The sequence below is a fragment of the Paraburkholderia tagetis genome, from assembly GCF_022213065.1.
Taxonomy (GTDB): domain Bacteria; phylum Pseudomonadota; class Gammaproteobacteria; order Burkholderiales; family Burkholderiaceae; genus Paraburkholderia; species Paraburkholderia tagetis.
In genome coordinates this window covers 1-16,060 of sequence record NZ_JAKLJA010000055.1, presented here as the reverse complement: position 1 = coordinate 16,060, position 16,060 = coordinate 1, and the positions used below count along the sequence as shown (strand labels likewise).

Genomic DNA, 16,060 nt, shown 5'->3' with positions numbered 1-16,060 from the left:
TCGCACGAATTCCTTCCTGTTTGAACTGGACGCGATGGGTTTCGTGACCCACGCGTAAGTGCGTATCGACGACACCCGAGCGTAAGGCGTCAGGCTCGCGAGACGCGTCGGCGAAAGTGCGCTTGCTGGCGCGCTTGACAGCCGGGCTCGTGCCTTCATGCGATGTAGCACGGCGACACATTTTCTCGGCCGGGTTTTAAGAATCGCTTAAGTCTTCATCCCCATCATTGCGTGACCCGAAGAAACGCAGCAGGAGGTGGCCCGTGAACGGGACGGGATCGAAGGATCAGGCAACATGCAACGAGCAGCCGGCCAGGCCTGCGAACAGTACGATCCTGCTGCGGCGGCTGAGTCATCACGAGCTCGCGACGCTGTTGCTGCTGCTGCACGCGCCCATCGACGCACAGGCCAAACCCGAGCTCTTCGCGCTCAAGGACGCCGGGCTCGTCGAGCAGGTACCCGGCAATGCCGCCGCAGGCGCTGCGCAGATCCGCCTCACGCCCGAAGGCAAAGCTGTGTTACAGGGCCTTGGCGTCGCGCGCTGATTCGCGATCAACGATCAGCGCCCTTCGACCAGCGCTTAGATCGGCGCTACGCCCAATCGTTGTGAAACCGGCGGTGGAATCCAGCGCGGACGCTACAGATAAATCAAGCGACCATGTTGAGCAGCCCCACCGTGTAGGCACAGGGCTCAGGCCGGGTGTGCGATTGGCCCGACTGCAGCGGGGTTCTCGAAGGCCGACGTGTCTTGCGTGATCGCGACTCCAGCTGCGAGCCGGAAGCGCGGTGATGGAATCATGGTATGCGGTCTGTTAGGGACGCCCTGGCAATGAACGGGTGATTCTCTGGGGTGAGAGTACATGAACACCGTCGACGCTGCTTTCTTCGCGTGCCTCGTGGAGCATGCGCTGCCGTCGCGTCAGATTCGCTTGCCGTGGTGCACAGTGATGGTGGCTCGGCGGTTATCTCGTCAAGGACACGACGTGCCCAAGAAAGCATTTGCGACAGACCTTTCCACGGCGACATCTGTGAGTGGACCCAGACATCGTCAGATCTTCAGCAGTAACCGGTGCGCAGCACGGTTTCCCAATCTGATCGCCCATTCAACGCCGCGCAGTTTGCAACGTCATTCCAGTCGTACTCGACGGATCGGAATTCCACCTCCCAATCGAACTGGGTCCTGGTGACGGTTGCATACCGGGCACGCGGTGAACCCATTTCCATACGATGCGGGAACGGACGGGCGTAGCCGTATGCCTGCAGCCCGACGCTGCCCGGATTCACGATCAAGCGTCCATCTCCGAGTTTCATCCATCGCTGGAGATGGGTGTGGCCGCACAGAATCAACGTCGCTTCGATATCACCTGCACGCCGCCTGACTTCACCATGCGTTGCCACCCTACAGCCGCTCTCCGTGACGGTTTCAAGGAAGTAGGACTGGTCGTCTTGCGGCGTGCCATGCACCAGTAGCACGTCGTCTTCAAACCTTAAAGAAATCGGCAACCGTTGGACCCACGTGAGTTGCTCAGAGTGCAGGGCATCGTGGGCAAAGCGATCGGACGGTTCCATTCGTGAGGGATCGGCAGCAAGCAACTGTCTGTCATGATTGCCCCCGATCGTTGGAAGCCCCAGCGGTATAAGCCGATCAGCTGTTTCGGCGGGGTAAAGCGGACAAGACACGATATCGCCAAGATTGACGATGACGTCCGCCCCTTGCCGCTGGATATCGTCGAGCACGGCGTTCAACGCGGCAAGGTTGCCGTGAATATCAGAAAGTGCTGCAATCTTCATGCTACCAGCAGTGATGCCCCTCCAGCCCCGATCTAACAATTGTCGGCGATTCTGCTGATTTTGAGCAAGACCTCGCGTCAAGCGACGCTCTGCGCGGCGCTCCAGACATCTAATGGTGCGCGAACAACGAGTGGATCGATTGGCTCGTCGACCTGCTGCCTTGTTGCTGTCCCGTCTCGGCAACGCCGCCGTAGTCCGCAGAGCCTTCGGTCCGACTGGCCGTTGCGCCCTGCAAATGGAAGGGATAGCTAGACATATCAGTGTTCATCTTCCGGACTTGCCCCGTCTGTCCGCCCGGTTGCGCTTGGCCTTCCACAGCTGCAGATGCGGAGGGAGCGGCCGGCGGCTTGGCAAATGTCAGCGAGGGCAGAGCGACAACGAGCGCGCCGCCGATTAGAAGTATCGAGTTCATGGTGTTCTCCGCGAAACAATCGGTCCCCTTGTTGCACGACCTGGGTATCGTTGGAACCGTACAAGTCCTTGGGCACGTGCAACCAGCGTAGGCCTCATACCTTAAAATTTTCTTAAACATGCTGATAGAATGAGTTTCGAAGGTGTGGCCAGCAGGTGATGCCGGCGACCATCTTCATGCATGAACGGATGTGTGTGGCCGCGAGTCCTTCGAAGCGGATGCGCAGTCGCCCGAAATCATGCGGCCACGCGATGGTAGCTGCGAAGAGCACGCGTCAAAGTCGGTATCGATGTAGCCTGGGATGGTGGCCACGACGGCAGACGGCTTGATGGACGTTTCGGTTGCGACGCTCCAGCAAGGCGGGGCTGCATCTGCACTCCCAGGTCATCCAGACGATTGGCAACGAATAGGAAACGCGCTGCAGGCAGGCGCACAAGGTGACGTTGCGCTACCTAAGACCACGCGAGCGACGGCGACACGTCTCATCTCTTGCTGTCAAACGAACTAAAGTTGATACGAATTCCCTCATGTGACGCGCAATAACGCTGAGTCGCATGGAGTCGCCGGTCGAACCCGGAATGCTGACCGACGGGGTAATGTCAAATCCCGCCATGCGCAATGGACATACCCGCGAGGGTGCGCGGGACGACAGGGTCCTCGTGCAGGGGGCGGAAGATGACTCGTGCCGAATGCGGCAACCGATTCAACCATAGCTTGGTGGACCCCGAGCGGCCGTTCGACTCATTCGTTCTCGAGCGGCCGCTTTCCGGCCGTGCCGCGATCCACGATCGGACGCGCTCGTCGTTTCAGTCAGAGGTTCATGCGAAACCCCAGAGCGGCCCGATCGACAAATACAGTACGCTCGGCCAATCGTCCATAGGTACGCAGGAACTCAGACGCTAAATCCCGAGACGCGCATCAACTGGCGTGACAGCTCGCTGCCCGGGCCTTCCGCCTCGAATTGCGCGCGAAGGCTCGCGTCTGCCCTGCGGGTCACGCCGCGGTGCATGGCCACAATTAACGCGAAAAGGGCTACGAGAAACATCGGTACGATGGACATCGTGTTCCTCCTGGCTGGTCAGACCTGGTATGTGTCTGGCGACGGTCGTGCGCGATCGCCTCGCACAGTCGTCAGAGATCACTGTCTCGAGACGGCTGATCATCCCCGGCAGCTCATCGTGGAGGACGACGCCGCGCGTGCCGAGCCTCTTACCGACGACACTCAGCAGGTACTGCGCGAGATGTCCCGGCATTAGGACTTCCGGTGCGGCTCGACTGGAACGTGACCAGCAAGGTGCATCCTCCGTTGTGCCAGCGATTTCTTGCCATGATGTGCTGCACGCACGCCATATCTTCCCCGCGCGCGGCCGCGCCGAGGCCCTCACGAGACCCGGATTGCGGCGGCCGGGATCAGGCGTAGTTCCCCAAGGTTATGCTCCGCCCACGCGAATCGTGTCTGTATTCCCCGTAGACCGTCATTCACCGGACTCACGTGCATCGGAAGGTTTCCTTCAATTTTATATCATAACGTGATATATTAAAGCGCGATGGCTCACGCTCTGGAAACCGGCGCAAACATGGCTTGACGCCGCCTCCGCCTGGGGCGAGGAATAGGCGGTGACTCGTCGCCTCCTGATCTATTCGTTATCCATAACAGATTGCTGCGGGCAGTGATGGACATCCGGTCAGCGGACCTGATGAAGGCGGGTTTCGAGCGATTCTCGGTGTCGGCGAAATGGCCCAGGGCCTGCAGGCGCAGAATCATGGCGTGGTTGTGCTGATTTCACGCTGTGAAGCACGGGGCCTTGTCGGCCAGAGTTATGAACGAAACCGACCTCCGACGGGTGGAAGGCCATCTGTTGAAAACTGCGACCAACGTGGATGGTCCTGAAACGCTGAGATGAGCGGCTGTAAGCGCCGCGAATCGGTGGGGCTGCATTAACGGGCAGCAGCAGTTGAGTAAAGTCGTCTTAGATCGCGCCGGCCAGGACTGCGCTGACCGGCGCGATGTCGTGCAGACCCGAAAACCACGATAAGTTTGTCTCTGCGACACCCGTGAGGCGAGTGCATTTGGGTGAAGTACAACATGATTCCTGCGCGAGTTATCCGCCCCTGGATCGAACCACCGGCATCCACCCGGATCTACTTCCGGTATCGTCCGCCAGGACGGCATGCCCGCCTGTTTGATGTGCAAATCGTGCTTGACAGTTACGGCATTGCGAGCCGCATCGAGATCCGGTGCGCGGTCGCCACGACCGATGATCTGCCACCGTTGACCTGCGGGACGCTGAGCGCCGCCCGTCTGCGCACGGCTGCCGATCTGCTCGGCCTGATCGAACGTATGATTTCCGCTACCAGGATAACGTACGCGCCGGGCGCACTGGTCAGTATGTTTCACCTAAAACGGGTGGATCGCGCTCAGCCTGGGAATCGATCACTGAAGCCACGCATCGCTCCGACTATTCGCCCACCGCACTCGCGCGTCAGACACCAAAGCCCGAAATTACCCGACGCCCATCGGCGTTGAGGACTGCAGCGAGGGACGTCGCTGGATCGTGCTCCAGGAGTTGCAGATCTATGACGCAGAGGATCCGATTTGCGCCATGCGCGCGGCGCCTTCGATTGGCGTGTTAGCCGTTCCACGAGTCGACGTTCAGGACGATCCGTGCAGCCCGCTGCACATCCCATGTGGATGGCGACGGGTTTTCCAATCGTGTGCGCTGGCAGCTTTGCTGCACGCTCAGGGGGGAGAAATGCAGACGTTCTTTCCGTGCAGCAATCCGGCGTGCGACGAGGGATTGGAAACGCTCGAACATGAGTTTGGCACTGCCTGCCAGCAGTGCGCGTGGTGCCGCGGGACGGGTGGCGACTGGCGCGAGAGCGCCGAGAACGACGACGCCTGTCTTTGACGGCGGGGATCAGCCGTTCAGTTGCGACTCGACGTTGAGGACGATCTGTGCGAGCGGGTTGTTGTCTGCGGACTGGGGCGCGAACTTGATCTGGGCGAACGTGACAACAGCGAAGGCGACGACGACGAGGGCGGCAGATGCGGCGATGCGGGGAACGTATTTCACAGGGGCTTCCTTTCGAGGTTCGGGCAGAAACTGGTGACGCTGACAGGGGGCCGAATCACTTCGGCGCCATGGCTGTCGACAACCGGCAAGGCCGCGCACGGGGTCCGATCGCGCCTGGTGATCTGGACCGCACTGCAAAAAGAGGGTCGACCCAAACCCTACCAATATAAAGATATTACCCGTTTGTGCAGTGCGACACCCGGTCGCCAGTAACTGCTTAATTCTTGAGCAGCGCTTCGTGGTTGAAAGGTCTATGTAGGCCATAACGAGCAGTGCGGCACTGTGCTTTAGACACCATCGGCAAGGTGTTAAAAATATGCTTAACATGGGATGCGCACGCCACCAATGGCGCGTAGGAGATTCCATGGACCATTACATCGTGCTAGCCGTGATTCTGCTAATTCCTTCGATCGCGTTTGCGTCCGTGCTTTATACGGGCACGCACAAACGCCATTGAAGGGCGGTGGTGAGACTTTGCCGCTGGTTCAGGCGTCACGGGAAATTGGACGACCACCAGCCCGCCACGTAGGGCTCCCGGCGGGAACCCGCTGGAATCGGGAACAGCCTTCCAACTCGTGACATCTATTCCCTCGAAAGCTGGCAAAACGCCAGACGTCTACGCGGAAGAACGCCTCTTCCGCCCTTCGAGGAGATTCATATGAACGCTATCCGCTGGTTGCTGCTCACCGTGCCCGTGTTCGCGAGCGCCATTGCCCTAGCCCAAAGCCCTGGCCCGACCGATCCCCAGATTGCCGCTATCGTCGTGGCGGCGAACCAAGCCGACATCGACGCCGGCAAGCTCGCCGAATCGAAAACGCAGTCCAAAGATGTCAAAGCGTTCGCACAGCGCATGGTGACAGACCATACCAGTGTGAACCAGGCGGCCGTCAATCTCGTGAACAAGCTTGGCGTTAAGCCCGCGGCGAATCCGACCAGCGACAGTCTGACGAAAGGCGGCGAGGAGAACACCGCCAATCTGAAGACGCTGCAAGGGGCCTCGTTCGATCGTGCCTATATCGATCATGAAGTGACGTATCACGAGCAGGTCATCGACGCGCTCGACAAGACGCTCATCCCCAGCGCGAAAAACGCCGAGCTGAAGGAGCTGCTGGTGAAAGTCCGCCCGGCGTTCGTTGCACACCTGGATCACGCGAAGCACTTGCAGGCTTCGCTGGCGAATGTGCAATGAACCGCTTGCTGCGAGTTGCGCTGGGCGCCTGTGCAATCGCGTTCGCGACCGTCGCCGGGCCGGCGGCCGCGAGCACTTACGTCGTGACGATCGAGCAAATGCGCTTCAATCCGCCAATCGTGACGGTGCATAGCGGCGACAGCGTCGTGTGGGTCAACAGGGATCTCGTTGCCCACACCGCGAGCGCTGACCTCAAGGGCTTCGATTCCGGCAGTATTGCGCCGGCAGCGTCATGGCGGTACGTCGCGCGCGCGCCTGGGAGCCATCCCTACAAGTGCCTGTTTCATCCGGAGATGCATGGCACACTGATCGTGAAGCCAAATCCATGACGGAAACCGAGAGGGCAATGGCCGATGCATGTTCCAGCGGCTTGACGGATGGCGACGCGGAAATTGTGCGGCGCATCGTAGCGGGCGACGTCGCTGCTTTCGAATTGTTGATGCGCCGCCACAACCGACGCCTCTACCGGCTTGCGCGCGCGACATTGCGCAACGACGCGGAAGCGCAAGACGCCTTGCAGGACGCGTATCTGAACGCTTTCAGGGCGCTCGAGCATTTTCGTGGAGACGCCTCGCTCGCAACCTGGCTCTCGCGCCTCGTGCTCAACGAATGTTTCGCCAGGATACGCCGGGAGGCGCGGCGCCAGAACATAATGCCGAGGCTGCTGGATTCCCCCGACGAGCAGATGTTCTTCGATATGATGCCTTCGAACACTCACGACGATAACGCACCCGATCAGGCCGCCTCCCGCGCGGAGATCCGCGCGCTGCTCGAACGCAAGCTCGATGCGCTACCCGTGGGTTTCCGCACGGTTTTCGTGCTGCGCTCGGTCGAGGAGATGAGCATCGAAGAAACCGCTCAGAGCCTGGGCATTCCTGAGTCCACGGTACGCAGCCGTCATTTCAGGGCGCGCCAGATGTTGCGCGATGCGCTGGCTGACGAAGTCGAGCGCATGGGCCCGGAACTATTCGAGTTTGGAGGCAGGTATTGCGATCACGTCGTCGAAGCCGTGCTCGCGAGGCTGCGCCAGTCGTAGAAAGCGCAATCGCGGTGGTGGACGGGGTCGCCATCGACGGCTGCGAGCACGCCTGGTTCGAGGAGCGCGCGCCGGCCTGCACGCTGCTGGTGTACGTCGATGACGCAACGAGCTGTCTGATGACGCTGCATTTCACGGCCAGCGAGTCGACCCTTCAGCTATTACGAGGCGACGCGTGCCTACATCGAATCCCACGGCAAGCCCGGGGCGTTTTACAGCGACCGCGCCAGCGTGTTTCGCAAGACACGCGCGGACAAGAGCGGCAGCCGGGTGACCCAATTCGGCCGCGCGATGTACGAGCTCACATACCGACGCTGATGTTCGGCGATCGACCGGAAATTTACGATGGTTTTTGCGAAGCCCTGGTGGTCCGACAGCGTCCTGAAGTTACCGTCATAGATCGAGCGCAGCGTCCCGACGTCCGGCGGCTGGACGTCAAGCTGCTGGCCAAGGTGTCGCCAGAGAATGGTGGGGATCTGCCTGTATGAATCAAGCGGCCGACCGGTCATTCGCAGGAAACCGACGTGCAGAGCGATGGCCAACCGGTAAAGATCGGTGCGCCGCGAATCGATCTGAGTGCGTTCGCGTTTTGAAAAAGTCAAGAATGTGCTGAGTTCGAATTCGCTCAACTCGTGCGGCACCTGCCGGATCCCGAGATATGCCAGTCGCCAGTGATCCATCGGGCAGCTCCGCGTCGATGACATGAGCGGACAAGCGTAGCGACGAAAAATCATCCGTGCCACGTATAGATCGGGATTCCTGCCTGGCGGCGCAGCAACTAAGGAAAGTACCTGATCAACGCCCACGAAAGTGACAAAAGACGGCGTGACAGACACATCGCGAGCCGTCACCATGTTGACATAATCACTTATTTGATCGCAGGTTGCCAAGGAATGCTTAGTAAATTCTCGCGGTTCGGTGTCAAATTGAGCTTCAAATCGGTTTGCAAATGACTCGATTGCTAACTGTCGAACGGGTAGGAGAGGGCCGCCAGCACGCCAGCCACCACACCATCCACACTTGTCCTCTTCAGCCCGGTGACGCCATACTTCTCGCGGGGTCGTTTCTCGTTTGCAATTGCCCCCAGGCAGCGGACAATTGTTGCGTCATCCTGACGCTTACATGAGTCGAAGGACGATCCTCTGGAGCATGGCCGGCAGGTCGCGTCGTGTGTCGACCACGAGGTGAATGAAAACGGTGTCGTCCCGGACCTGGTAGATGATCCGGTTCTTGCCGGACAGGGCCTGCCGGAAACGCTCATCGACGAAGCCTTCGAGTTCGGCAGGCATATGGCCACTGTCGGGATACCGGCGAATCTGCGTGATGGTTTCCTGAATCTGCGCCGATGTCTGACGCCAGGTCGGCCATCCGAAGGTGCGGACAATGTAACTTCTCAGTTCGTCGATGCCGATCCGCGCGGTCGGCAGGACGCGGTACTTCAGCAGCGGGGCCGGCATCAGCGAAGTTTTTCCTGGCGGTCGAGTTCGTTGAGCTCCGCGAAGAAGTCGTCGCCGTCGACGTGGTCATCGCGCTCGATCTGCTTCTGGCCAATGGCCAGGATCTTCAGCAGCGCAATGGTCTGCTGGGTCGCTTCGTAGGTTCGCACGTCCTGGACCACGAGTTTCGCCTCGCCGTTCTGCGTGATGATGAGCGGCTCTCCCGAGTCGGTAAGGTCCTTGACGATCTGGGCGGCTTCGCTCTTGAGGTAGCTGATCGGCTTGACGTGATCGGCGAGGTGCATGGGGCGCTCCGTTGGGGTCAAACTGGACTGAATATAGACCGTTATCGGTCAGATCGCAACAGGTTACGAGACTGATGGTCGACGTTATTTAACATAATGCAAATGATCGAAGTTTTTAAGACGTTTATTAACGTTATGATATTTAAGCCGCCATGTGACCGCGCAGGCAACGCACCCGGCACACGCGGCATATGGGCGCGCAGCTCGCTTAATCCGTTTTTCGCGGCCGACATCCACCCGTCGCATCACCATTGCACTGAAGACGTTCCGGCTCCGGCCGGCCGACGGTTCACTGCCTGCGTGAGCGCAGTTCGCGGTGACCGGCAAACAGGGAATCGGCCACGGAGATCCACTCGCGATCCATCGCCTGACGGCGCCAGTGTCCCGGCCCCGGCGCCTGCAACTCGCTTGACGGCCAGATTGCCTGTCCCTGTGTTGCCCTGATCTCGTGTCGTGGCGTCACGATGAAGCCGCTGATTGTGCATAGCGGCCGGTTGCTCGCCGGCGCGCACAGCACGGTCTGGACATCGGATTCCATCTCGCCCCAGCTCGGCAGGTCCACCCCGTGATGGGATTCACGCACCCAGCGCTTTGCCCTGGTGTCGGGCCAGACCAGGGCAAAGTCGGGATTCCGCTTGTGATATCATTTTTTGATAGCACGTAGCTATCACTTTTTGCTATCATTTGAAGACGAAACACGCCCGCACCCTCGCCGCGATCTACACAAAACCGACCCCGGGTGGCATCGTGTTTTCGGACATTGAAGCGCTCGTCGTCGCCCTGGGTGGCGAAATCCACGAAGGCGCGGGGTCGCGCATCGCCTTCGCGCTGAACGGCCAGCGCCGCTACCATCACCGCCCGCACCCGGGCAAAGAGGCGAAGCGATATCAGGTGGAAGACTTGCGCGACTGGTTCAGCGAAATGGGGATCAAGCCATGAGCAATGCAATGACCTACAAGGGCTATTTCGCCCGCATCGACTTCGACGGGCGCGACAACATTTTCGTCGGACATGTCCTGGGCGTGGACGACCGGATCAGCTTTCACGGCTCGACCGTTGACGAGCTCACCGTCGATTTTCATGCGGCGGTCGATCATTACCTGACGGACTGCGAGCAGGCCGGCCGCAAGCCGCAAAAACCCGCGTCGGGCAAACTCATGCTCCGCATTGATCCTGACGTGCATGCCCGTGTGGGTATTGCGGCGGCTGTCTCCGGCGAGAGCGTCAACCAGTGGTCAGAGGAAATGCTGGACCGCGCCGCGCGCGAAGTGCTGGAGCGCGCCGCGAACGCCTGAAATCCGGTTCGTCCTGACGAAAAGGCCGGCGCCGCGCGCGCCCACGCAGTTGGGCGCGGGCTGGCATCGGCATGAGGCAGATCTTCATATCGTCAGCATGGTCAAAGACTGGGCGCGCTTCGTGTATGGCGACAAGGAAACGCTCGTCGAAGCGAGCGATTGCGCGTATCAGGCGCCGCCCTCTTCGAACACGCGCCAGACATGGAGTACATCGAAATCGTGAGCCCTGCCGAATTCAAACCGGTAGACGTGGAAGCGCCGCGCCGGCGCCCTGGTAAGTATAAAGCGGCAGCAAGCGACACCCTGACGCATGCACAAGCTTGCCGCTGCACATACAGTTGGTATGTCAGCCGACTACTGTGGCGGGTCACGAAGCCACGAACACGACCGGAGAAATTCATGCGCATCACGCTCCATCTCGACACCTTCGACCGCCTTGACCCGAATGCCTATGCGATCCTTTGGCTCGACAACGACACCCACAAGTGGTCGCGCGAGGGTCATGCCGGTCTCCAATTTCCCGACCGGGGAAAGCTGCGGGTCGATGCGCGCGGCACACTGGTGTGCGGTCAGCATGATGCGCGCCCCCTGTTCATCCTCGACGGTCTCACTATGGAAGCCCGAACTGGGCCGTTCGAGGGGGAATCAGGCGAGGCACTCTGGTGCTGCACTGAACGCGAAAGCGGATCAGGCGTTGCAGGGCACTGGCATGTGCAGTGCGTCGACAAGGACACCGTGCTTGCCGAGCACAGCGTGTTTGCTGAGGACGAGGTCTGACCTCGGACGCGCCTTCGCCTGGTTGCATGCGAGTCTTCGGTGAAGCCCTAAAAGCCCGTGTGAGCGAGCTCGGACTATTCCAGTTCCGGCGTGACGCGTCTGGTTAGCGCTTTGGACAAAGGATGCCGACGTCCAAATCGACCAACGGTCCCTTATAGACCTTCATGTTGTCCCCCTCCCCGGCTTCGCGCAATTGTGCGGTCATCTTAGGCGAGCCACCGCCACAGCACAACGTGCAGCGCATTGGGGATGCTTCGCATCGGACCGCCACCTCACGGGAAATCCCATAAAACGCATATCTCTTCGGGAATATCCGGCGTTCCGTCTCTCTGATAGACCCATCCCTCACGAACAACGCGCGCCATAGATCTTGCGTTTCCGACACATGGCGATGCGTGTCAGCGTGCCCCAAATTCGCCGATTGATCTCCACGGCGAAGTAGTCCATATTTATGCTTCCTGCATCGCTCTGATAGCTATTAATATTTTCGCATTCCTTACCATCTGCTGCGATATGCCAGCAGGCAGAAGTTATATAGATCTACCGCCGGAGCATTCCAATGTTCAACGAACCACGCCGTGCTCTCCATGTTCCGCGGCTGTGTCCCTCGTGTAGGACTAGGCTCAGCGCCTCCATGAACTTTTGTCCCACGTGCGGCAAGAAACAGCAAGCCGCAGTCCCCCGGCAAGCCGAGGCTCCCCGGCAAGCCCCAGCCTCTCAGCAAGCGCCAATCTCCCGGCAAGCCCCAATTCCCCGGCAAATCGCAATCTTCCAGCAAGCAGCGGTGAGCAAAGCTGCCACAGACCACTCGACTACGCCGTACTATGCTTTCGCCACGGTGGCTGTGTTTGCGGTCGTATTTACCGCTTTAGGCATCTCGCATCACGATCAGCAGGCACAGACCCCGCAAGTTCCGGCGGTCGAGGGCACTGTGCTTGAGCGGGCGCACGTGCCAGCCGTTCCAACACCCAGCGAGCCGGTGAGCACTGAGCAACCTGCGCTCGCATCAATGCCGCCGAATCCTTCATTGGCGGCGCAAATCGACGCCGCACATGAGGCTGTCCCCGAGCGGCACGCCCGTTCGCAAGATGATCTTTCCGCCACGCGTAAAATCAACATCAGCTCGCATACCGGTGTAACCGGAAGTCTCAGCCGTGCGCGCGCGAGCCTCAACAAAAATAGTCTTTGGCCGGCACGCAGGGACATCATGGCCGTGCTCGCCGAGCAGCCAGGCAATGGCGAGGCGCTGCAGATGCGAGCGGAACTGGTTTCGCGAGAACGCGAGCGTGAATCGCTGCTTGCCTCCGCCCGGTTATGCGCGCGCGACGGACAGTGGGTCTGCGCGCGGCATAACGCGGCACATGCTGCGAGCGTCGACGCATCGAGCCTCAGTGCGCGGAAATTACTCTTACGCGCCATCGCCAGGAAGCGGCCCGACCCCGCAGAGAACGATGAAACAGGCGCATCCGGCGGCAATGGCGATCAGTAGTCGCCCTGCGCTCCAATCTCGCCTGGCCATGCTCTCCCGTCTTTAACGCTCTACCGAACACTCATTCATCTTCTGAGTCGAACTGCAGTTTCCTCGGCGCTCACGACCCCGCTTTCACGAGAGTGATCGGCCCCGAGGTCAGATCGCCTCGCGACGTCCGCACCGCTTCGATCCAAAGCATAGGACTACAAACTGAAAATCGATCAATAAAATTATGTAAAATTATATCGTTGCCGAGTGGTTAAGAGGGTCAGCTATCCGACCCTACTTCCCCCGATTGCCCGAGATTGGTCTAGCGGTGATCTGCCAGCAGCCGGCACGCTTGCGACCCGTCAGACTTGTGCAGGATAATGCACATGATCTGCAACATGGAGCCGCACATGGGCAAAGCACTCGAAGTTCGACCGCGTAAATCCACCAACGTCACCTTGCCGCCGGAGGTGCTTGAGCGGGCCAAGCAGCTTGGCATCAATCTTTCGCGCGCGAGCGAGCGCGGCGTGCGTGAAGAAATCCGGGAGGCGGAGGCCCGCCGCTGGGCGGAGGATAACGCAGAGCTGGTCGCCGCTTACACTGCGATGGTCGATCGCGACGGGCTTCCGCTCGCGAAATACAGGACGTTTTAATGGCCAGGTTTGATCTCTACGCGAACCCCGACATTGAGACGCGCAAACTGGCACCTTACCTGCTCGACGTGCAAAGCACCCATGTCGGCATTTTGCCGACGCGGATCGTAATTCCTCTGCGACCTGTCCGACATCTCGCCTTCTCCGGTAAGCCATCTGATCTACTTCCCGTGTTCGAAGTCCACGGCGAAGAATGTTTCCTTGATACGCCCGGCATGAGCGCGGTCCCCCTGAACACTCTTGGCAAGTGCGTCGGTTCCCTTTCAGATCGACGTGAGGCCATTCTTGCGGCGCTCGACCGGATCTTCGGCGCATACTGAGTCAATAACCGGGCAGCTTTGTTCGTAAGGGTCGAGCGTCGCATCTGTAAATCAAACTCAACCCGCTTAAATAGCCAGCTCGCTGTTGCGCCCCACCCCTGAAACCGCCTCAGGAAACCCTAGATCGGAGATGCGATGCAATTTGACAAGCAACAGGAGAGACTCAGGCAAAATGGCGCAACTATGCGTCATGGTCCACCAGGCGTACTGGCGAAGGTGTTAGCCGTGGTGATAGGCGCTGCGCTGCTCGTTGTGGGGTTCGCCGTGTCGCTCGTGATGTTGGCAGTGGTGCTTGGGGCAGGCATCGCGATCGGCGGTTTTGTCTGGTGGAAAACGCGCGACCTGCGCCAACAGCTTCGCGAGCAGGCAATGCGCGCACAAGAGATGCACGAGCAACAGGTGCGCGAACGCGCGGGCCAGCGCGTGGATATCGGCGACGTAATCGAGGACGTCGAGTTCCACGATGAGAATCGACAGAAATAAGCTAGCGCAGATCTGGAGTTGATTCGCGGTCTCTGCAACGCATTTAGATTGGCTAACTAAATGTATCGATTCGATTTTCACTCACTCCAAATAATAGTTGAGATGACTGACGCTAACTGAACTTTAGACACTCGAACGCCGTCGCCGGCCGCTTGTGAGTAGCGGTGGCGAGGCAGCGAACGAGACTGAGATTGCGATGAAGCGAGCATGCGGGGCCGCAGAAGCGGCATCGACTGGTAACTCAAGGGGCGTGACGTGCTTCGGGCCTCTGGAATTTTCGGGACTTCCCCTGCACGGGAGTGTGGGAGGCAAGTCCGGTAAATTCCCGACGCAGCCATTGGGCGACCAGGCCAGCGGTGACGGGCTGACCGATTCTCCACGGCGCAATTTCGTGCATGGGGAAGTCCTCGGCAATCGCCAGGCTGAGCAACTGCGTGAGTGTCCAGGCGCACGAACGAATCTGCATCCAGAGTTCGAGTACGGTGCGCTTTTGCTGCCAGAGATTGTTGAATCCCCACCAACGCTTGAGATTGTGAAACAGCGGTTCGATGCCCCAGCGGCGCCGGCGCGCGTAAAGCTGAACGACGGTTTGAGCCTCCAGATCCACTTCGGAGGCCAGGATCAGACGTCGCTTTGTCCATTCTTGCCGCTTGTCGTTGTAGAACTGGCACCAGACGGCGCGCACCGTCGTGCCTTTGAGGAAGCGGGCCACGGCGACTATCGAACGCAGGCGCACGCGCTGCTCCTTGCCATAGAGCTTCATCGTCAATTCGGTTGCGGGCAGCGTTTCGATGGCCTCGGCGCTCAGACGCTTGCCATAGATGCGCGGGCGTCCACGCCCGGGCGCACCGGATCGTACGGGCGGCAGAAACAGCGCGGTATCGATACGCGCCTGGCCGATGACGTGCATGTTCCGACGCAGCAATGGCAGGACCAGACGCGCGCGCATGAACCAGGAGTCGAACAGCACACGGATGGGCCGCTCGGTCACACCCGAGACCGCTCGCACAAGCGCCAGCGCAATCTTGAGCTTGTTGGTGTTGCCCGTTTCCGGAACCAGTCGCGAGAGGATCGGCAGCACCATGCCGACGCCCCCGTTGCCCAGCACACTCACACCCAGAGTCACAATGCATTGCGCCCAGACGTGTTTGGGCCGGTTGGTCTTGCCGCTGTGCTCGCGTCGCCAGGCCACGCCCGGTGCCTTCTTCGAGCACCGCATGATCAGCGTATCGTCCAGGACCATGGTGAGCGTGCCGCTGGGCAAGACGGCAAGCACCAGTCTGAGCAGCGCTCGCGCGAGTGGCACCGTACGCCAGGTGCCACGCTCCAGAAGCTTGAAATACGCCGTCCAGTGCCGCGTACAGCCAATGGCCGAGATCGCGCGGCTCACCCATCCTTCGGGCGAAACCATGCACCCGCAGAGCAGCTCGAGGAAGCTGGTTCGCGAGCGAATCGGCACGGCGGTAAGCAGAACGTTGATCCATTGGCTCAGGTAAAACTCAGTGCGTTTCGACAGTGACATGGCTATCGCAAGAGAACCGAAAACGATTCTCATTGGCCGCCGCGCTGCTTGCGCTAAAACCTCGCGCAAGCAGCGCGGCGGCCCCACGATTTCCGTTTCATGTCAAGTACTTTTCGAAGTCCAAACTAATTTTCGGCATCCGCATCGGGCGCGAATGTCTAAAGTCCAGTGACGCTAATTAATTAAGGCTCTTTTGAAATTCAAATGGGTTATGCGGTATGCGGGTTGATCGAAGTGAAGTTGAGCTTGCCAGCGATCAGGAACAGCACGGTACGCATGGTTTCGATATTCGCGTAGCCACGAGCGCG

20 protein-coding genes and 4 pseudogenes are annotated in these 16,060 nt (G+C 59.8%); 14 read left to right on the top strand and 10 right to left on the bottom strand.

Features of this window, described 5'->3' with window-relative positions; translation table 11 throughout:
• Window positions 1-263 precede the first annotated feature (263 nt).
• Window positions 264-545, top strand: a complete 282-nt coding sequence (locus L5014_RS34010) for a hypothetical protein (protein ID WP_420800186.1) — start codon at window positions 264-266, stop codon at window positions 543-545.
• 511 nt (window positions 546-1,056) lie between these two features.
• Here L5014_RS34010 and L5014_RS34005 read toward each other — a convergent pair.
• From L5014_RS34005 to L5014_RS33990, 4 genes and pseudogenes are all read right to left on the bottom strand, one after another.
• Window positions 1,057-1,791 carry a metallophosphoesterase family protein gene (locus tag L5014_RS34005; RefSeq protein ID WP_238468285.1) on the bottom strand — a complete coding sequence of 245 codons (735 nt, stop codon included), beginning with the start codon at window positions 1,789-1,791 and terminating at the stop codon, window positions 1,057-1,059.
• Between the two features lie 109 nt (window positions 1,792-1,900).
• Complete coding sequence (locus tag L5014_RS34000; protein ID WP_238468284.1) at window positions 1,901-2,203, bottom strand: hypothetical protein; 303 nt, start codon at window positions 2,201-2,203, stop codon at window positions 1,901-1,903.
• Between the two features lie 892 nt (window positions 2,204-3,095).
• Window positions 3,096-3,263, bottom strand: coding sequence for a hypothetical protein (locus L5014_RS33995; protein ID WP_213309231.1), 168 nt, complete (start codon window positions 3,261-3,263; stop codon window positions 3,096-3,098).
• An 88-nt stretch (window positions 3,264-3,351) separates the two neighbouring features.
• Window positions 3,352-3,456, bottom strand: a pseudogene (locus tag L5014_RS33990) (DUF1840 domain-containing protein); the annotation flags it as partial.
• Window positions 3,457-4,277: 821 nt separating this feature from the next.
• Between L5014_RS33990 and L5014_RS33980 the strand changes: the two are divergent.
• Entirely contained in the window at window positions 4,278-4,730 is a 453-nt protein-coding gene (locus L5014_RS33980) for a hypothetical protein (protein WP_238468283.1), read from the top strand.
• Window positions 4,731-5,121: 391 nt separating this feature from the next.
• Here the strand turns inward: L5014_RS33980 and L5014_RS33975 are convergent, their stop codons facing one another.
• On the bottom strand, window positions 5,122-5,277 hold the full coding sequence (locus L5014_RS33975) for a hypothetical protein (RefSeq protein WP_213309234.1): 156 nt from the start codon (window positions 5,275-5,277) through the stop codon (window positions 5,122-5,124).
• 658 nt (window positions 5,278-5,935) lie between these two features.
• On the opposite strand from L5014_RS33975, the gene L5014_RS33970 reads away from it, so the two are divergent.
• The 4 genes and pseudogenes from L5014_RS33970 to L5014_RS33955 all read left to right on the top strand — a co-directional run.
• The gene (locus L5014_RS33970) at window positions 5,936-6,466 is read left to right on the top strand and encodes a DUF4142 domain-containing protein (protein WP_238468282.1); all 531 of its coding nucleotides are present in this window, start codon (window positions 5,936-5,938) and stop codon (window positions 6,464-6,466) included.
• Window positions 6,463-6,795, top strand: coding sequence for a cupredoxin domain-containing protein (locus tag L5014_RS33965; RefSeq protein ID WP_238468281.1), 333 nt, complete (start codon window positions 6,463-6,465; stop codon window positions 6,793-6,795). The genes L5014_RS33970 and L5014_RS33965 overlap by 4 nt, the downstream gene beginning before the upstream one ends.
• Entirely contained in the window at window positions 6,792-7,502 is a 711-nt protein-coding gene (locus tag L5014_RS33960; RefSeq protein WP_420800185.1) for an RNA polymerase sigma factor, read from the top strand. Before L5014_RS33965 ends, L5014_RS33960 begins: the two co-directional genes overlap by 4 nt.
• A gap of 26 nt (window positions 7,503-7,528) precedes the next feature.
• Window positions 7,529-7,805 (top strand): annotated as a pseudogene (locus L5014_RS33955) (ISNCY family transposase); the annotation flags it as partial.
• On the opposite strand, the pseudogene L5014_RS33950 reads toward L5014_RS33955, so the two are convergent.
• The 4 genes and pseudogenes from L5014_RS33950 to L5014_RS33935 form a co-directional block, all read right to left on the bottom strand.
• Window positions 7,793-8,182: pseudogene (locus L5014_RS33950) on the bottom strand (DUF4158 domain-containing protein); the annotation flags it as partial. The pseudogenes L5014_RS33955 and L5014_RS33950 overlap by 13 nt on opposite strands.
• 438 nt (window positions 8,183-8,620) lie before the next feature.
• Window positions 8,621-8,959 (bottom strand): type II toxin-antitoxin system RelE/ParE family toxin, encoded by a 339-nt coding sequence (locus L5014_RS33945; protein WP_238468280.1) that lies wholly within the window; start codon window positions 8,957-8,959, stop codon window positions 8,621-8,623.
• On the bottom strand, window positions 8,959-9,243 hold the full coding sequence (locus L5014_RS33940; protein WP_213309276.1) for a type II toxin-antitoxin system Phd/YefM family antitoxin: 285 nt from the start codon (window positions 9,241-9,243) through the stop codon (window positions 8,959-8,961). Before L5014_RS33940 ends, L5014_RS33945 begins: the two co-directional genes overlap by 1 nt.
• 289 nt (window positions 9,244-9,532) lie before the next feature.
• Window positions 9,533-9,862 (bottom strand): annotated as a pseudogene (locus L5014_RS33935) (DUF3564 family protein); the annotation flags it as partial.
• A 65-nt stretch (window positions 9,863-9,927) separates the two neighbouring features.
• Here L5014_RS33935 and L5014_RS33930 point away from each other — a divergent pair.
• From L5014_RS33930 to L5014_RS33895, 8 genes are all read left to right on the top strand, one after another.
• Window positions 9,928-10,182, top strand: a complete 255-nt coding sequence (locus L5014_RS33930; RefSeq protein ID WP_238468278.1) for a type II toxin-antitoxin system HicA family toxin — start codon at window positions 9,928-9,930, stop codon at window positions 10,180-10,182.
• Window positions 10,179-10,538 carry a type II toxin-antitoxin system HicB family antitoxin gene (locus L5014_RS33925; protein ID WP_238468277.1) on the top strand — a complete coding sequence of 120 codons (360 nt, stop codon included), beginning with the start codon at window positions 10,179-10,181 and terminating at the stop codon, window positions 10,536-10,538. The genes L5014_RS33930 and L5014_RS33925 overlap by 4 nt, the downstream gene beginning before the upstream one ends.
• 97 nt (window positions 10,539-10,635) lie before the next feature.
• A complete protein-coding gene (locus L5014_RS39100; RefSeq protein WP_420800184.1) occupies window positions 10,636-10,761 on the top strand; it encodes a cupin domain-containing protein in 126 nt (41 codons plus the stop codon).
• 176 nt (window positions 10,762-10,937) lie between these two features.
• Window positions 10,938-11,315 carry a DUF3564 family protein gene (locus L5014_RS33915; RefSeq protein WP_238468296.1) on the top strand — a complete coding sequence of 126 codons (378 nt, stop codon included), beginning with the start codon at window positions 10,938-10,940 and terminating at the stop codon, window positions 11,313-11,315.
• Window positions 11,316-12,099: 784 nt separating this feature from the next.
• Window positions 12,100-12,804 (top strand): hypothetical protein, encoded by a 705-nt coding sequence (locus tag L5014_RS33910; RefSeq protein WP_238468276.1) that lies wholly within the window; start codon window positions 12,100-12,102, stop codon window positions 12,802-12,804.
• Window positions 12,805-13,160: 356 nt separating this feature from the next.
• A complete protein-coding gene (locus L5014_RS33905) occupies window positions 13,161-13,427 on the top strand; it encodes a type II toxin-antitoxin system CcdA family antitoxin (RefSeq protein WP_238468275.1) in 267 nt (88 codons plus the stop codon).
• Window positions 13,427-13,747, top strand: a complete 321-nt coding sequence (locus tag L5014_RS33900) for a CcdB family protein (RefSeq protein WP_238468274.1) — start codon at window positions 13,427-13,429, stop codon at window positions 13,745-13,747. The genes L5014_RS33905 and L5014_RS33900 overlap by 1 nt, the downstream gene beginning before the upstream one ends.
• Window positions 13,748-13,882: 135 nt before the next feature.
• Window positions 13,883-14,230, top strand: a complete 348-nt coding sequence (locus tag L5014_RS33895) for a M48 family metallopeptidase (protein ID WP_238468273.1) — start codon at window positions 13,883-13,885, stop codon at window positions 14,228-14,230.
• 241 nt (window positions 14,231-14,471) lie between these two features.
• On the opposite strand, the gene L5014_RS33890 is transcribed toward L5014_RS33895, so the two are convergent.
• Complete coding sequence (locus L5014_RS33890) at window positions 14,472-15,752, bottom strand: IS701 family transposase (RefSeq protein WP_274389614.1); 1,281 nt, start codon at window positions 15,750-15,752, stop codon at window positions 14,472-14,474.
• Between the last annotated feature and the right edge of the window lie 308 nt (window positions 15,753-16,060).

Coding starts and splice junctions, on each gene's coding strand:
- L5014_RS33895 (WP_238468273.1), top strand. CDS start 13,883: ATGCAATTTGACAAGCAACAGGAGAGACTCAGGCAAAATGGCGCAACT.
- L5014_RS34000 (WP_238468284.1), bottom strand. CDS start 2,203: ATGAACTCGATACTTCTAATCGGCGGCGCGCTCGTTGTCGCTCTGCCC.
- L5014_RS33905 (WP_238468275.1), top strand. CDS start 13,161: ATGATCTGCAACATGGAGCCGCACATGGGCAAAGCACTCGAAGTTCGA.
- L5014_RS33995 (WP_213309231.1), bottom strand. CDS start 3,263: ATGTCCATCGTACCGATGTTTCTCGTAGCCCTTTTCGCGTTAATTGTG.
- L5014_RS33970 (WP_238468282.1), top strand. CDS start 5,936: ATGAACGCTATCCGCTGGTTGCTGCTCACCGTGCCCGTGTTCGCGAGC.
- L5014_RS33965 (WP_238468281.1), top strand. CDS start 6,463: ATGAACCGCTTGCTGCGAGTTGCGCTGGGCGCCTGTGCAATCGCGTTC.
- L5014_RS33925 (WP_238468277.1), top strand. CDS start 10,179: ATGAGCAATGCAATGACCTACAAGGGCTATTTCGCCCGCATCGACTTC.
- L5014_RS39100 (WP_420800184.1), top strand. CDS start 10,636: ATGGTCAAAGACTGGGCGCGCTTCGTGTATGGCGACAAGGAAACGCTC.
- L5014_RS33945 (WP_238468280.1), bottom strand. CDS start 8,959: ATGCCGGCCCCGCTGCTGAAGTACCGCGTCCTGCCGACCGCGCGGATC.
- L5014_RS33940 (WP_213309276.1), bottom strand. CDS start 9,243: ATGCACCTCGCCGATCACGTCAAGCCGATCAGCTACCTCAAGAGCGAA.
- L5014_RS33960 (WP_420800185.1), top strand. CDS start 6,792: ATGACGGAAACCGAGAGGGCAATGGCCGATGCATGTTCCAGCGGCTTG.
- L5014_RS33900 (WP_238468274.1), top strand. CDS start 13,427: ATGGCCAGGTTTGATCTCTACGCGAACCCCGACATTGAGACGCGCAAA.
- L5014_RS33915 (WP_238468296.1), top strand. CDS start 10,938: ATGCGCATCACGCTCCATCTCGACACCTTCGACCGCCTTGACCCGAAT.
- L5014_RS33890 (WP_274389614.1), bottom strand. CDS start 15,752: ATGTCACTGTCGAAACGCACTGAGTTTTACCTGAGCCAATGGATCAAC.
- L5014_RS34005 (WP_238468285.1), bottom strand. CDS start 1,791: ATGAAGATTGCAGCACTTTCTGATATTCACGGCAACCTTGCCGCGTTG.